Below are 14,612 nucleotides of genomic sequence, written 5' to 3'. Positions count from 1 at the left end.
GTTCTCCCGTCTCCCGTTCCCCCGTCCCGCCCGGGCCGTTACCCACCATGCGCTCGCTCGCGTTCCCGGGGGACTACTTCCTGGAGCTGTGAGGATGGGGGGGATGCGATCGGTTTCCCATGTCTACCCGGGCGATCTCACGTTCCGCCGTGCGACCAAGGCCGACGTCGCGGCGATCGTCGAGCTCGTCGAGTCCGCGTACCGGGGGGAGCCCAGTCGCGCGGGGTGGACCACCGAGGCCGATCTGCTCGCCGGGCGGCGGACCGACGCCGCCGCGGTCGGCGCGGCACTGGCGGCGCCGGACAGCGTGGTCCTGCTCGCGCAGGACCCGGACGGAACCCTCCTCGGCTGCTGCCACGTGGAACGACGGGTCGAGCCACCGGCCCGGTCGGAGCACGCGGCGACCGCGGCGACCGAGGTGACCCGGTCGGGGCATACCACCCGCGGGCAGGCTGACGCGGAGCGGTGTGGCCCGGATGCATCACCGTCGACCGGGTCCTACTTCGGCATGTTCGCAGTAAGCCCGACCCGCCAGGGCAACGGGCTCGGCGACACGCTGCTGCGGCTCGCCGAACGGCACGCCGTGACGGCCTGGTCCGCGGCCTGGATGGACCTGCTGGTCATCGCCCAACGGGCCGAACTGATCGCCTGGTATCAGCGGCGCGGATACGTCCTGACCACCAGAACGAGCCCGTTCCCCTACGACGACGAACGGTTCGGCCGGCCGCTGCGACCGGATCTCTACTTCGCCGTCCTCCGCAAGAGGTTCGGCGACCGCCCGGGGTTCAGCGACCGCTGAGCGTGCCGGACCGTCCGTGCCGGACCGTCAGCGCGTCTCCGGCGAGGTCGACGACCACCGCGGAACCGTCGTCGACCTCGCCGGCGATCATCTCCCGCCCGATCCGGGTCTCCACCTCGCGTTGCAGGTAGCGGCGCAGCGGGCGGGCGCCGTGGACTGGGTCGTAGCCCTGACGGGCGATGAACATCCTGGCCGGCTCGGTGATGTCCAGGGTGATGCGCCGATCCGCCAATCGGGCCCGCAGGTCGTCCACCAGCAGGTCGACGACCCGCTCGATCTCGGGCAGGGTCAGCGGGGAGAACAGCACGACTTCGTCGACCTGGTGAAGGAACTCGGGCCGGAAGGCCCGGCGCAGGTCGCCCGTGATCCGAGCGCGGACCTCGGGCCTGGCCGTCCCGTCGGCGTCCGGACCGCCCGTGAGCCGTTCGGACCCCACGCCGGAGGCCAGGATGACGACGGTGTCGCGGAAGTCGACGGTGCGTCCCCGGGCGTCGGTGAGCCGACCGTCGCCCAGGACCTGCGGCAGGACGTTGAGGACGTCGGCGTGTGCCTTCTCGATCTCGTCGAACAGCACCACCGCGTAGGGCTTGCGTCGTACCGCCTCGGTGAGCTGCCCGCCCTCGACGGGCCCGGTCTGGCCGGGTGGGGCGCCCAGCAGCCGGCCGACGCTGTGCCGCTCCTGGTACTCGCCCAGGTCGATGCGGATCAGACTGTCCTCGGAGTCGAACAGGGCCGTCGCCAGGGCCCGGGCCAGCTCGGTCTTCCCGACCCCCATCGGCCCGAGGAAGAGGAACGACCCGATCGGGCGGCGCGGGTTCCCGATGCCCGCGCGGGCCCGGAGCACCGTGTCGGCGACGAGCCGCACCGCCTCGTCTTGTCCGACGACCCGGGCGCGCAGGACCTGGTCGAGGCGTCGCAGCTTCTCCCGTTCCCCCTCGAGGAGCCGGGCCACCGGGATCCCCGTCCAGCGGGAGACCAGATCGGCGATCTCGTCGGCGGTCACCATCTCGCGCAGCAACCGGTGGCCGCCCCGCCGGGGGGTGAGCCGTTCGGACTCGTCGGCGAGCCGCCGGTCCAGTTCGGGCAGGCGGGTGTGGCGCAGCTCCGCCGCGGTCGCCAGGTCGTGTGCCCGTTCGGCCTCCTCGGCCCGCCGCCGGGCCTGTTCGATCTCCTCCCGCAGCCCCCGGACCCGCCGAATGGCCTGGCGTTCGGCCTCCCACCGCGCGCGCATCGCGTTCGCCGCGGCCCGCACGTCGGCGAGCTCCCCACGGAGCTGGTCCAGCCGGGCGATGCTCGCCGGATCGGATTCCTGCGCGAGCGCGGCCTCCTCGATCTCCAGTCGGACCACCTTGCGGGTGATCTCGTCGAGGGCGGTCGGCATCGAGTCGATGTCGGTGCGCAGCATGGCGCCCGCCTCGTCGACGAGGTCGATCGCCTTGTCCGGCAGGAAACGGTCGCTGATGTACCGATGGGACAGCACCGCAGCCGAGACCAGCGCCGCGTCGGCGATCCGAACCCCGTGGAAGATCTCCAACCGTCCTCGCAGCCCGCGCAGGATAGAGATGGTGTCCGTCGCTGATGGTTCATCGATTATGACGGTCTGGAGTCGGCGTGCGAACGCGGGGTCGGACTCGATCTGCCGGCGGTACTCCTCGAGTGTCGTCGTCCCGATCAGGTGCAGGTCGCCGCGGATCAGTAGCGGCTTGAGCACGTTGCCGGCATCCGTCGTCCTCTCGGCGGCACCCGCCCCCAGGACGGCGTGCAGTTCGTCGACGAACAGCAGGATCCGCCCCTCGGACGCCGTGACCTGGGCCATAACCGCCTTGAGTCGTTCCTCGAACGCACCGCGGTGCGCCGTCCCGGCCGCCAGCGCGCCCAGGTCGAGCTGGAACACCCTCCTGTTCCGCAGGCTGTCCGGAACGTCCCCGCGGAAGATCCGGTCGGCGAGGCCCTCGACGATCGCGGTCTTGCCGACTCCGGGGTCGCCGAGCAGCACGGGATTGTTCTTCGTCCGGCGGGACAGGATCTGGATCACTCGGCGGATCTCGGCGTCCCGCCCGATCAGGGGGTCGAGGCGGCCGTTGCGGGCGTCGGCGACGAGGTCGCGTCCGTACTTCTCCAGCGCGTCGTCCGTGGCCGTCGGCGAGGCGGAGACGATGCGCCGGTCTCCGCGCACCCGGGTCAGCGCGATGAGCAGGCGTTCCCGGGTCAGACCCTGCTCGTGCAGAATCCGGCCGGCCGGTGTCGTGGGTCCCTCCTCGAGCAGGGCCAGCAGCAGGTGCTCGACCGAGATGTACTCGTCGCCCAGGCGGTGTGTCTCCCGTTCGGCGGCGTCGAGGGCCCTGGACAGACGCTGCGTCATGTACACCTCGCCCGGTCGGACCCCCGGTCGGACCCCCGGTCCGGACACCCGCGGTCTGCGCTCCAGCTCCGCCTCCACCGCACTGGTGAGGGCGGGTGGGGTAGCACCCGATGCGACCATGAGGCGCGGGACCAGTCCGTCCGGCTGCTCGACGAGCGCGGCGAGCAGATGTTCCCCGTCGACCTCGGTGTGGCCGAACCGCATCGCCCTGGTCTGGGCCGCCTTCAGCGCGTCCTGGGCGCTCTCGGTCAGCTTGGTCGACTTCATCGGTACTCCTCGCCGGGGCCGGCACGGCCGGGGCCGTCGCGATGGCCGCGGATGCGCTGTTCGAGTTCGTCGATGCGGTCGCGCAGGTCCAGCACGACGCCGGTGGCCGCATAGGTAATGCCGAGGTCGCGGCGCAGCCGTTCGATGCGCACCGCCTGCCCGACCGCGCAGACCGGCAGCCACCACTGCCCCGCCTGGCCGACGCGCACGTCGAGCAGGCCGAGGGCGACCAACCGGCGGACGATGTCCGGGCCCAGCCGGGTGCGCAGGCAGAAGGAGTCCAGCCCGAGAAGATCCAGACCGGGTTCGACGCCGCCCAGGTGGGTGATCCCGGTGACCGGGACGGTCGGGACGGTCGGGTCGGGATCGCTTCCGGCTGCCCTTCCCACGATTACCTCCTGCTGATGGATGCCTCCTGCTGATGGGCCGATCCGGTGGTCCCCCGCCCACCTGGGGATGTGGAGGGCCGGTCCGGAGGAGCACACCGCCCGTGCGGCGGAGACCGGGCCTGGGCGCGGGTACGGTCGAGCCGGATCATCTCCGGGTAGCGGTCCGATTACCCATGTGGTCGTAGGCCGGACCCGGTTACCCATGTGACCGTAGGTCGAACCCGATGGCGTTCGCAACCAGAGGTGACGACTCCACGACGGATAGGTGTGGTCTCCGGGGATGGCCGCGCCCGCCATGCGCCCACGGGCACGACGTCCGATTTCCGCCAGCATGCGAGACGGGACTCGTCGAGAGTAGGTGGAGTGATGACGGACCAGAGCCGCTACGAGGCGCTGCGCAGCCGGGACGCGCGCTTCGATGGCGCGTTCTTCTTCGCCGTCACCACTACCGGCATCTACTGCCGCCCGAGTTGTCCAGCCGTCACGCCGAAGCGAGAGAACGTCCGGTTCTTTCCGACGGCCGCGGCGGCGCAGGGCTCGGGCTTCCGGGCGTGCCGGCGGTGCCGTCCCGACGCGGTGCCCGGCTCGGCCGAATGGAACGTTCGCGCCGACGTGGTCGGCCGTGCGATGCGGCTGATCGGCGACGGCGTGGTCGACCGGGAAGGTGTCTCGGGGCTCGCGGCGCGCCTGGGCTACAGCGTGCGGCAGCTTCAACGGCAGATGAACGCGGAGGTGGGCGCGGCACCACTCGCGCTGGCCCGTGCACAGCGGGCGCATACCGCGCGGGTACTGCTCCAGACCACCGACCTGGCGGCGACGGGCATCGCCTTTGCGGCCGGGTTCGCGAGCGTCCGGCAGTTCAACGACACCATCAGGATGATCTATGCCGCCACGCCGAGCGAACTGCGGGGCGGGCGCCCGGCGCGTCCGCGCGGCCCTGGCGGACGCCGCGGCCTGGCGGCCCTGGCGCTCCTACGCCATGCACCATCTGTGGGGGGCCGGGAGCGGAGGACCATCGTCGGGTCAGTCGCCGGACCAGTCACGAGTCGACGACGGCACCGGTCCGCGGAGGATCGATGGCACGGGAAAGGATGACAGCCGATGACCGTCTACACGACCCTGGACAGCCCGCTGGGCGAGCTGCTGCTGGTGGGAGAGGAACTGGTGGGAGAGGAATCGGGCGGCGTGGCGGGCGGGACCGCCCTGAGCTCCCTGTCCATGCCTGAGCAGAGGGGATCCGTGACGGTGGCGCCGCACTGGCGGCGTGCCCCGAGGTCCTTCACCGAGGCCGCCCGGCAGATCGAGGAGTACTTCGCCGGCGAGCGCCGGGTCTTCGAGTTGGAGTTCCTCACCCATGGCACTGCGTTCCAGGAACGGGTCTGGCGGGCGCTGGAGGCCATCCCGTACGGGACGACGACCAGCTACGGCCGCCTCGCTGAACGGACCGGCGCCGCCCGCGGCGACGTGCGGGCCGTGGGCGCCGCGGTCGGCGCGAACCCCCTGCTGCTCGTGCGTCCCTGCCACCGCGTGATCGGAGCCGACGGCACCCTGCGCGGCTACGCGGCCGGACTCGCCCGCAAGGAGGCGCTGCTGCGCCATGAGGGGGTACTCGCGCCGATGTTGGATGCGCCGATGTTGGACGCGGCGGCGGCCTGGTCGTGACGGGTACTACTGGCCTGGCCATGACGGGTACCGGCCGGCTACCGTCACCGGACGATGTCGACTGGGCGCCGATCGGAGCAGAGCTGGACGTGGTGGGCTGCGCGCTCACCCCTGGGATCCTCACCCCGGCGCAGTGCCACGCCCTCGCGGAACTGTACGACGAGACGCGGCACTTCCGCTCCACGGTCGACATGGCCCGGCACCGGTTCGGGTCAGGAGAGTACCGATACTTCGGCTATCCGCTCCCAGAACTGGTCCAGCGGCTGCGCGAGACGCTCTACCCGCACCTGCTGCCCGTCGCCCGGGATTGGGCCGGTCGACTTGGCCGGCCGGCCCCGTGGCCGGACACCCTCGGCTCCTGGCTCGGCCGGTGCCACCAGGCTGGGCAGACCAGGCCGACGCCGCTGCTGCTGCGTTACGGCCGGGGTGACTGGAACGCGCTGCATCGCGACATCTATGGGGAACTCGTCTTCCCGCTCCAGGTCGTCATCGGCCTCGACGTGCCGGGCGAGGACTACACCGGCGGGGAGTTCCTGCTCGTCGAGCAGCGCATGCGCGCCCAGTCCCGCGGAACCTCCCTCGTCCTGCCGCAGGGGCACGCGCTGGTCTTCACGACCCGGGACCGGCCGGTGCGCTCCGCCCGCGGCTGGTCCGCCTCGGCGGTGCGCCACGGGGCGAGCACCGTCCGCTCGGGCCGGCGTCACGCCCTCGGCCTGGTCTTCCACGACGCTGCGTGACGCATCTACCCAGCAGTGGGAGCCAGTAGTGGGAGCGGTTGTGTGGCCGGGCTGGTAGGGCTGGTAGGGCCGGTAAGGCTGGCGACTGCCGGCGGGATGATCATCAATGCCATCGCCTCGGTGGGGGCAGCACGCCTGGCCGGGGAACGCCGTCTACGCGGCGACGAAGGCCGCGGGAGGCGGCCTGGGCGATGGTTCAGCGTGCCGCGCCAGGCGCGTCGTTCGCCTGGGCGAACGAGTTTGGGGGGAGCTGGACACGGTTTTCGGGGGCGAAAGCGTATCCAGCTCCCCTGGACGCCTGCGAAGCGCCGCCGTGTCTCCTCGATGCTTTTGTCGACCTCGGCGTGGCTGATCTGGTCGGTGAAGGCGAGACGCTGGAGGGTGAGGTGCAGTCCTTCGGCCGGTACTGGGTCGAGGACGGGCAGGCGTAGCCGGTCCAGGCTGGCGAAGCGGACCCAGTCGTCGACGACTGGGTCCGCGGTGCGCGAGGTGGTCAACCTCGCTGTCAGCGACACCGCTAGGGACGGCTCGCGGGCAGCAGTGGCGCGGTGCGCAGCAGCGCCAGCAGCGGCCGGACCTCGTCGGGCACCGGCTCGGAGAACGTCCGCACCGCGTGCTCCCCGGGCCGGTCGATCTCCAGGGTGTAGACGAACCGGTCCGCGCCGATGTCGTGCCGCTCCCGGGCCTCGGTGGAACCCCGGGGCGTGGTGGAACCCCGGGGCGCGGTGGAACCCCGGGCCTCGGTGGAATCTACCTGACCGGCATCCGCGGCGTCCGTTGTGGCCGCGAGATCGCCGTGATGCACCGCCTCGCGGGCCAGGCGGCGCAGGTTCTCGGCCTCCTGCTTACTGAGATCGGCCGTGTCCAGACCGCGGCGCACGCTGCGCCCGAGAAGCCCACCGGAACGCTCCAGCACGACCCGTACACGTTCCGCGGTGCGCGCCATGAGCCATATTGTGCGCCGTCAGCCGTCAGCCGTCACACGCGCCGGGCGTACATGATGACGGCGACGCCGAGCAGGCAGATCGCGGCTCCGGTGAGGTCGTAGCGGTCGGGTCGGAAGCCGTCGACGGTCACGCCCCAGAGCAGGGAACCGGCGACGAAGACCCCGCCGTAGGCGGCGAGGACCCGGCCGAAGTGCGCGTCCGGCTGGAGGGTCGCGACGAAGCCGTAGGCGGCCAGGAACCCGATCCCGAGCCCCACCCAGACCGGCCCGCGGTGCTCGCGCACGCCCTGCCACACGAGCCAGGCACCACCGATCTCCGTGACCGCGGCCACCATGAACAGCAGCAGAGACCGGACGACGCCCACGTGCTTCACGATAGTCAGTATCCTCCCGGCATCGTCATCTTCCCGGCATCGTCCTGCGGCCTCGGAATCCTGTGGCCGGAATCTCGTCGTTACCTCGCCCGTGTTTTCACCCCGTCCGCACCGCGTAGTGTCGCACGGGTACACCGCTCTTTTTCGATGGTTTCCGATGGTAGGACGTCCTGTGATCTTCGGGTGGGGGAAGGGTGCTCGGTATGAATGTCGTACGGGATCCGGAACTGATTACCGGCGGGCCGATGCCGCGGCTCGAACCGGATTCGGTGGGCGGTCCCGCTCCGCATCATTTTCCCGGTGCGTTCGGGGAGAACACCTCGCCCGCGGCGGGTGAACTCGACGATGGCGGCATCCGACTGCTCGCCCCCGATGGTTCGCTGGTCACCGATTCTCGGTTCTCGGTGCTCGCCGACCACGAGCTGCGCATGGAGTTCTACACCTCCATGCTCCTGGCCCGCCGGCTGGACGAGGAGGCCACGGCCCTGCAACGTCAGGGTGAGCTGGTCCTGTGGATTCCGCTGCGGGGGCAGGAGGCCGCGCAAGTCGGATCCGCCGCGGCCGCGCGTCCCCGGGATTACCTCTTCCCCAGTTACCGGGAACACGCGGTCGCCTGGCACCGCGGTGTCCCGGCGGTCGAGGTGATTCGGCTGCTGCGGGGAGTGAGTCACGATGGCTGGGATACGCACCGTCACAATATGGCTAATTACACGATTGTTCTGGCGGCCCAGACGCTGCACGCCGTCGGTTTCGGGATGGGGGTGCTCCTTGACGGCGCCGCCGGCACCGGCACCGGCGGCACTGGCGGCACCGGCACCGACACCGGCGACACCGATACCGACCTGGCGGTGATGGTGTATCTCGGTGACGGTGCGATGAGCCAGGGTGATGCCAACGAGGCATTCGTGTGGGCGGCGAGTTTCGGTGCGCCCGTCGTCTTCTTCTGCCAGAATAATCAGTGGGCGATTTCCACGCCGAGCCGGCGGCAGTCCCCGGTGTGGTTGGCCCGCCGGGCCGACGGGTTCGGCTTCCCCGGCCTGCGCGTCGACGGTAACGACGTGCTCGCGGTGCATGCGGTGACCACCTGGGCGCTCGACCATGCGCGCAGCGGTCGCGGCCCGGTGCTCATCGAGGCCAACACCTACCGGATGGCCCCGCATACCACCTCCGACGACGCGACCCGCTACCAGCCGCCGGAGGAGATCATCGCCTGGCAGGCCCGGGATCCCATCGAGCGCCTCCGTCGGCTGCTCGCCGCCGATGTTGAGGCCGGCTGGTTTGACGAGGTCCGCCGGCGGGCCGACGCCGCCGCGGCCGATCTGCGCCGGGACACCCTCGCCCTCGACCCGCCGGACCCCTCCTCGATGCTCGACCATGTCGCCGCGGAGGAGACGGCCGATCAGCGCCGGCAACGGGAGTGGTTCGCCGCGTACCGCGACTCGTTCCTCTGAGGATGATCTGAGGATGACGGGACTCGTTTCTCTGCGGGTGGCGGTCATATCCTCGCCGGGTAAGGGAAGGACGTTCCGCCACCAGCGGCGAGGAGCTCCCCATGCGGCCGACCGTGACGACCCCGGACGAGGAGACGACCTCGGAGAACCCGACGACCTCGGAGAACCCGACGAACCCGACAAATCCGGAGACCGTGGCGAATCGGGAGACCGGGGTGACTGGCGCGGTCGGCCCGGAGGCCGGCATCGGGACGCTCCTGTCGACGGATCCGGCCACCGGCGCGGTGGTCGCGAGCTTCCCGGTGATGGAGCCGACCCAGGTGCGGGCGGCCGTGGCGGCCGCCCGGTCGGCGGCGGGCTGGTGGGCGGGGCTCACGGCGGCACGGCGGCGCGACTATCTGCTGCGCTGGGCGGCGCACCTCGTCCGCCACGAGACCGAGCTGATCGACCTCCTGCACGCCGAGAACGGCAAGACCGCCGCCGATGCCCGCATCGAGCTGCTGCTGACGCTGGAACACATCCGCTGGGCGGCCCGCAACGCCGCCCGCGTGCTGCGGACCCGTCGGGTGTCGCCCGGCCCGTTCCTGGCGAACCACACCGGACGGATCGAGTACCGCCCGTTCGGGGTCGTCGGGGTGATCGGGCCGTGGAACTACCCGCTGTTCACCCCGAGCGGTTCGATCGTGTATGCCCTGGCAGCCGGTAACACGGTGGTCTTCAAGCCCAGCGAGTACACCCCGGCGGTGGGCGCGTACCTGGTCGCGGCGTTCGCCGCGGCGAATCCGGACGCGCCGGCCGGGGTCCTGACCATGGTCACCGGCTTCGGTCCGACCGGTGCCGCCCTGTGTACCGCCGGGGTCGACAAGATCGCCTTTACCGGCTCGCCCGCGACCGGCCGCCTGGTCATGGCGGCCTGCGCGTCGTCCCTCGTCCCGGTGGTGATCGAATGCGGCGGCAAGGACCCGCTGATCGTCGCCGACGACGCTGACGTGGCCGCCGCCGCGCGGGCAGCGGTCTGGGGAGCGATGTCCAATGGCGGGCAGACCTGTGCCGGGGTCGAGCGGATCTACGTGACCGAGGCGGTCGCCGCGCCCTTCCTCGCCGCACTGCGCCGCGAGCTCGACGGGGTTCGTCCCGGCGCCGACCGGGACGCATCCTACGGTCCGATGACGATGCCCGGCCAGGCGGCGATCGTGCGCCGCCACGTGGCCGACGCGCTGGCCCGCGGCGCGACCGCCCTGATCGGCGGGACGGAGTCGGTGGGGGACACCTTCATCGAACCGGTCGTGCTGGTCGACGTGCCGGAGGGCAGCCCCGCCGTGCAGGAGGAGACGTTCGGGCCGGTCGCCACCGTCCGGACCGTCGTCGACGTCGACGAGGCCGTCACGCTGGCCAACGGCACCCCGTACGCGCTCGGTGCGACGGTCTTCTCCCGGTCCCGGGGAGACGAGATCGCCAGCCGGCTCGACGCCGGGATGGTGTCCGTCAACGCGGTGCTGGCGTTTGCCGGGATGCCCGCCCTGCCCTTCGGGGGCAGCGGCGAGAGCGGGTTCGGCCGGGTGCACGGCGCGGAGGGGCTGCGCGAGTTCGTCCGCCCCCGCTCGGTCGCCACCCTGCGGATGCACATGCCGGGAGCGACCCTGACCACCTTCCGCCGGGCGCCGGGTGCGCTCGCCGTCACAGCGGTGGCGGCGCGGCTCCGGCACGGCGGCGGCTGGGCCGGCCGGGTGGCCGGGCGGGTCAGGCCGGTCGGCGGGGCGGCTGGGCCTCTCGACAGGCCCCTCGGCGGGCACGCCGGGCCGGACGAGGGATTCCGTCCCGGCCGGCTCCGGCTCCGGCTCCGGCTCCGGCTCCGAAAATCATCCGGAAGTCGTCCAGGCGGACGGTGAGCCGAGGCCGGAGCCCGGTGAGGAAACCCAGCGGACCCTCCGCCGCCGGGTCCCATCGTGACCGGTGCAGGGCGAGCCGCCCGGCCAGCCGCACCGGGCTCACCCGGGGCTGACCGTCGAGATCCTGCACCACGCGGAAGCGGACCGGCCACCTGCCCGGCAGCCGCTGTCCCCGGCTTACCGCCGCGGCGACGATTGTCCTGGTGGCGTCTGTCCTGGTGGCGTCTGTCCCGGTGGCGTCCCGGGCGTGCAGGTGGGTGCCGCCGGCGTCCCGGGCCGTTTCCGGTCGTGTGGACGTGCCCGGTCGTTCGGTGAAGACGGCCAGTTCCTTGGGAATCCCCCACAGGGCGCGACCGCCGACCTGGGACGCCGGGCTGTCCACCCAGATATGCGGGACCGTCACGTGCAGGTGCCGCCTGTGCCATACCAGCAAGGCGGCCATGACCTCACGGTAGGCGAGGACGCCACGCGGATCGTAGCGAACCCAGGCGGTGGCCACCGGGACCCGGCCGAGAACGGTCACCGCCCGGGGAGGGGCGCCGGCCAGCGCCGCGCGGGGCACGAACCAGACGGAGATGACCATCGTACCGCGCAGCTCCCAGGGTTCCGGCGGATACGCCACCCACCAACAGTAGTGCCCCCCGACAGTGGCCCCCGACGGCACGGCTTCCCGCCCGTTCCGGTGTGGAGCCTGCCGGATCCGCCGGCCGGGGGGCGGACCGGTCCGAATCGGGCGACATACCGGCCATACCCCCTAGCTGGTCGGCGCCCACCGAAGAGGGCATCTAGGTTGGGTCGGGTCAGCACGGAACCTGGGAGGTCTCATGGCGCTACGTCGCGGACTTGCCGTTTCAGTGATGATCGGTACGCTTACCCTGATGGGCGGGATCGCCGGGACAGCCTCCGCTGTCTCGTCCACATCCGGCACCCCGGCGCTGAGCATCGCCAACGCCGCGGCGTTGGTTCGATCGGCGGGGTACACGCCGATCGTCCTCGGTGGTTATGACCGGAGCAACGATCTCAGCGTGATCGTCGGACTGCTGTCGACATCCGGGGACGGGCATCCGCAGCGGGCGTTCTTCTTCCACCGTGGCCGGTTCGTCGGCTACGACTTGCCGCAGCCGAGCGCCACGATCCGCTGGATCTGGTCCACCGACCGGGTCGTCGCCCTGCAGTACGACCTCTACCGGCCAAGCGATCCGATGTGCTGCCCGACGGCGGGTGGTGCGACCGTGCGTTACCAGTGGAACGGTTCATCGGTGGTCCCGCTCGATCCGGTCCCGACCGCGAACGTGTCCGCCGCGAGAAGCCGCCGCTGATCCGCGACCGCTGATCCGCGACCGATGATCCCCGGTCCATGATCCGCCATGGGCCGGGGCAGCCGCCGGGGAGTCGCCGGGTGCGCCGCCGGGGATTCGTCGCCCCGCGCCTTCGCTGCCCCGCCCGAACAGGGGCCGGACAGGGGATGGCGGCAACGCGGGGCCGTCCGGCCCGGCTCAGTGCCCCTCGGCGGCCTCGACGAGTTCGGTGAGCACGCCTCCGAGGCCCTTGGGATGGATGAACGCGATCCGGCTGCCGGCGGTGCCGTGCACCGGAGTCTTGTTGACCAGATCGAATCCGGTCGTGGTCAGGGCCGCGAGGGCGCTGTCGATGTCGGCGACGCCGTAGGCGATGTGGTGGATGCCCGGCCCCCGCTTGGCCAGGAACTTCCCGATTGGGCTGTCCTCGCGCAGCGGTTCTAGCAGTTGGACGTAGGAGTTCCCGGTCTTGCCGCTGTGGACCAGCAGCATCGCCTCGCGCACCCCCTGGCGCTCGTTCTCCTCCTGGTGCACGACCTTAAGACCGAATGCCTCCTCATAGCGGGGGATGGCCTCGGTGAGGGAAGCCACCGCGATCCCGACGTGGTCGATCCTGGTCAGCACAGCCGTCTCCTCGTTCTGCCGGCCCGCGATCGGGGCTTGTCCGCCGATGTCCCACCGCCCCTGGCGCGAAGCGACGGGGTCCGCACTGAGCCTGCCGGTTCACGATCCCGGCGTCGACCGATCGGCCCCCGTGACGTGGGGTGACGTGGGCGACCCGGGCCGGGCCCCACCCTGCCCGCGGCCTCGCCAGGGGTCCACGTCGCCGGAGTGACTGTTGCCGTGGATGTTACCGTGGGCGGATATTGTTCTTCCAGTGTGTCCGCGGGGTGGCGGTGTGGTGTTCGGGGCCTCGTTGCAGACTCCGTTCAAGTCCCCGGAAGACAGGCCGTAGAGTCAAGTTCCAACTATTTTAGCCCGAGTCTTCGAGGCACGAACGTAAGGGTTACGGTGTCCACGACGCGTCGTGATCGTTCCGCGTTCCGCGCGGCCCGCGGAAACACCCGTCAGATAGGTGGGGTTGCCGAGCGGGTCGGGCTTTCGCTGCGCGCGGTCCGGTACTACGAGGAAGCCGGACTGCTTACTCCCGCTGGACGTACGCCGGGTGGCTTCCGCCTGTACGACGACGAGGCCGTCGATCGACTGCTCGTCATCAAGAAGATGAAGTCGCTGGGGTTCACCTTGGAGGAGATGCGGTCGCTGTTGTCGGTGCGGGACGAGCTGTCGGATTCGACGATCTCCGAGAGTCGGCGGACCGAACTGCGTGAGCGGCTGCATACCTGGGTCGTGCTGGCTGAGGAGAAGCTGGCCACCCTGCGGCAGCAGGCGGGAGTCGCGGAGGACTTCGTCATCGGCCTGCACGGTGATGCGGACCGGACGGTATGACGGACTCGTGAATCCATGGTCACCTCGTCCGAGATGGGTGCCGGAACCGCCATGATGGGGGCCCGTGTCCCGAGGTCGGAGCCGTCGGGATCGTCCGATCCCGGCAAGATATCCGATGTTACCCGGATGCCCGGTTCGTTCAGGTTGTCTCGCCCGCCCGGGTCCTTCGCTGCGCCAAGGCCATCCGTTTTGCAAAGCTATCTATTTTGTGGGAGCCCCCCGGTTCGCCGGGGTGACCGGGATCCGGGGTGGCGGCCGGCGCTTGGGCTCCTGTGGAGCAACCGGAGTCGGTTGGTGACCGACGTCACGGTCGGCGTCGGCCATGGATTACCAGATCTTTACCGGTCCTGTGTAGCTGTGGGTGGCCGATACTAGAGACGCTTGACGCTCGAATACCAGTCGTCATGCTCACGTGATAAGGGTTGAATTGTCCATAACCAGCAGCGCCGGGTCTTCCGCCGATGCCTGTGACGGCCGCTACCGGATCGGTGACGTTGCCACCCTGGTGACCTTGTCCCTGCGTACCGCCCGCTTCTACGAGGATGCCGGCCTGCTCGCGCCGGTAGGCCACACATCGGGTGGTTTCCCGCTGTACGACGACGACGCACTCGACCGTTTTTTCCTCATCAAGAAGATGAAACCGCTGGGGTTCACGCTCGAGGAGATGCGGTCTCTCATCACATTGCGTGAGCGGATCGGCCAGCCCGATCTTGCCCCAGATCATCGCAGGGAACTGCGGGAACGGCTGAGAACCTGGGTTACCCTGGCCGAGGAGAAGCTCGCATCCCTGCAGGAACAGGTGCGCCTCGCCGAGGACTTCATGATTGGCCTGCGGGACGATACCGCCCGGTCGCTGCGGGAAAGCCCGGATCGCCGGGACGTCGTTGATCAAGGCGATCTTGGTCCCGGTCGCCTGGACAGCTCGTTCCTCGATTTTCTCGATGATCCCTTCGGGCCCGAGGAGAACTGACCCGGCCCGCTCCACCCGGCCC

15 protein-coding genes and 1 pseudogene are annotated in these 14,612 nt (G+C 70.7%); 10 read left to right on the top strand and 6 right to left on the bottom strand.

Annotation, left to right across the window (positions count from 1 at the left end; genetic code table 11):
• Nucleotides 1-94 precede the first annotated feature (94 nt).
• The gene (locus tag AC08OV_RS18985; protein ID WP_476614808.1) at nucleotides 95-799 is read left to right on the top strand and encodes a GNAT family N-acetyltransferase; all 705 of its coding nucleotides are present in this window, start codon (nucleotides 95-97) and stop codon (nucleotides 797-799) included.
• On the opposite strand, the gene AC08OV_RS18980 is transcribed toward AC08OV_RS18985, so the two are convergent.
• Nucleotides 786-3,428 carry an ATP-dependent Clp protease ATP-binding subunit gene (locus AC08OV_RS18980; RefSeq protein ID WP_476614807.1) on the bottom strand — a complete coding sequence of 881 codons (2,643 nt, stop codon included), beginning with the start codon at nucleotides 3,426-3,428 and terminating at the stop codon, nucleotides 786-788. The genes AC08OV_RS18985 and AC08OV_RS18980 overlap by 14 nt on opposite strands.
• Entirely contained in the window at nucleotides 3,425-3,817 is a 393-nt protein-coding gene (locus AC08OV_RS18975) for a chaperone modulator CbpM (RefSeq protein WP_476614806.1), read from the bottom strand. Before AC08OV_RS18975 ends, AC08OV_RS18980 begins: the two co-directional genes overlap by 4 nt.
• 366 nt (nucleotides 3,818-4,183) lie before the next feature.
• On the opposite strand from AC08OV_RS18975, the gene AC08OV_RS18970 reads away from it, so the two are divergent.
• The 4 genes from AC08OV_RS18970 to AC08OV_RS18955 all read left to right on the top strand — a co-directional run bounded on the left by AC08OV_RS18970 (nucleotide 4,184) and on the right by AC08OV_RS18955 (nucleotide 6,647).
• Nucleotides 4,184-4,912, top strand: coding sequence for a bifunctional transcriptional activator/DNA repair enzyme AdaA (locus AC08OV_RS18970; RefSeq protein ID WP_476614805.1), 729 nt, complete (start codon nucleotides 4,184-4,186; stop codon nucleotides 4,910-4,912).
• A gap of 6 nt (nucleotides 4,913-4,918) precedes the next feature.
• Nucleotides 4,919-5,479, top strand: a complete 561-nt coding sequence (locus tag AC08OV_RS18965; RefSeq protein ID WP_476614804.1) for a methylated-DNA--[protein]-cysteine S-methyltransferase — start codon at nucleotides 4,919-4,921, stop codon at nucleotides 5,477-5,479.
• Between the two features lie 20 nt (nucleotides 5,480-5,499).
• Entirely contained in the window at nucleotides 5,500-6,216 is a 717-nt protein-coding gene (locus AC08OV_RS18960; RefSeq protein ID WP_476614803.1) for a 2OG-Fe(II) oxygenase, read from the top strand.
• 191 nt (nucleotides 6,217-6,407) lie between these two features.
• Nucleotides 6,408-6,647 carry a hypothetical protein gene (locus AC08OV_RS18955; RefSeq protein WP_476614802.1) on the top strand — a complete coding sequence of 80 codons (240 nt, stop codon included), beginning with the start codon at nucleotides 6,408-6,410 and terminating at the stop codon, nucleotides 6,645-6,647.
• Between the two features lie 86 nt (nucleotides 6,648-6,733).
• Here AC08OV_RS18955 and AC08OV_RS18950 read toward each other — a convergent pair whose 3' ends face one another.
• Together AC08OV_RS18950 and AC08OV_RS18945 are read right to left on the bottom strand one after the other, a co-directional pair.
• Nucleotides 6,734-7,162, bottom strand: coding sequence for a hypothetical protein (locus AC08OV_RS18950; RefSeq protein ID WP_476614801.1), 429 nt, complete (start codon nucleotides 7,160-7,162; stop codon nucleotides 6,734-6,736).
• 32 nt (nucleotides 7,163-7,194) lie between these two features.
• Entirely contained in the window at nucleotides 7,195-7,527 is a 333-nt protein-coding gene (locus AC08OV_RS18945; RefSeq protein ID WP_476614809.1) for a YnfA family protein, read from the bottom strand.
• 212 nt (nucleotides 7,528-7,739) lie between these two features.
• Here AC08OV_RS18945 and AC08OV_RS18940 point away from each other — a divergent pair, with 212 nt between their 5' ends.
• Together AC08OV_RS18940 and AC08OV_RS18935 are read left to right on the top strand one after the other, a co-directional pair.
• On the top strand, nucleotides 7,740-8,987 hold the full coding sequence (locus AC08OV_RS18940; protein WP_476614800.1) for a thiamine pyrophosphate-dependent enzyme: 1,248 nt from the start codon (nucleotides 7,740-7,742) through the stop codon (nucleotides 8,985-8,987).
• Nucleotides 8,988-9,088: 101 nt separating this feature from the next.
• On the top strand, nucleotides 9,089-10,876 hold the full coding sequence (locus AC08OV_RS18935) for an aldehyde dehydrogenase family protein (RefSeq protein WP_476620048.1): 1,788 nt from the start codon (nucleotides 9,089-9,091) through the stop codon (nucleotides 10,874-10,876).
• Nucleotides 10,877-11,072: 196 nt separating this feature from the next.
• Here the strand turns inward: AC08OV_RS18935 and AC08OV_RS18930 are convergent.
• Nucleotides 11,073-11,498: pseudogene (locus AC08OV_RS18930) on the bottom strand (acetoacetate decarboxylase family protein); the annotation flags it as partial.
• 202 nt (nucleotides 11,499-11,700) lie between these two features.
• On the opposite strand from AC08OV_RS18930, the gene AC08OV_RS18925 reads away from it, so the two are divergent.
• A complete protein-coding gene (locus AC08OV_RS18925; protein WP_476615577.1) occupies nucleotides 11,701-12,195 on the top strand; it encodes an LppP/LprE family lipoprotein in 495 nt (164 codons plus the stop codon).
• A gap of 177 nt (nucleotides 12,196-12,372) precedes the next feature.
• On the opposite strand, the gene mce is transcribed toward AC08OV_RS18925, so the two are convergent.
• Entirely contained in the window at nucleotides 12,373-12,798 is a 426-nt protein-coding gene (mce, locus tag AC08OV_RS18920; RefSeq protein ID WP_476615578.1) for a methylmalonyl-CoA epimerase, read from the bottom strand.
• A gap of 387 nt (nucleotides 12,799-13,185) precedes the next feature.
• On the opposite strand from mce, the gene AC08OV_RS18915 reads away from it, so the two are divergent.
• Both AC08OV_RS18915 and AC08OV_RS18910 read left to right on the top strand, forming a co-directional pair.
• A complete protein-coding gene (locus AC08OV_RS18915; protein ID WP_476615579.1) occupies nucleotides 13,186-13,620 on the top strand; it encodes a MerR family transcriptional regulator in 435 nt (144 codons plus the stop codon).
• A 427-nt stretch (nucleotides 13,621-14,047) separates the two neighbouring features.
• Entirely contained in the window at nucleotides 14,048-14,590 is a 543-nt protein-coding gene (locus tag AC08OV_RS18910; protein ID WP_476615580.1) for a MerR family transcriptional regulator, read from the top strand.
• Nucleotides 14,591-14,612: the final 22 nt, after the last annotated feature.

The organism is Frankia sp. CeTa3Moorea (assembly GCF_978021225.1).
The sequence above is the reverse complement of the archived record's forward strand: the minus strand, read 5'-3'. Positions and strand labels throughout refer to the sequence as shown.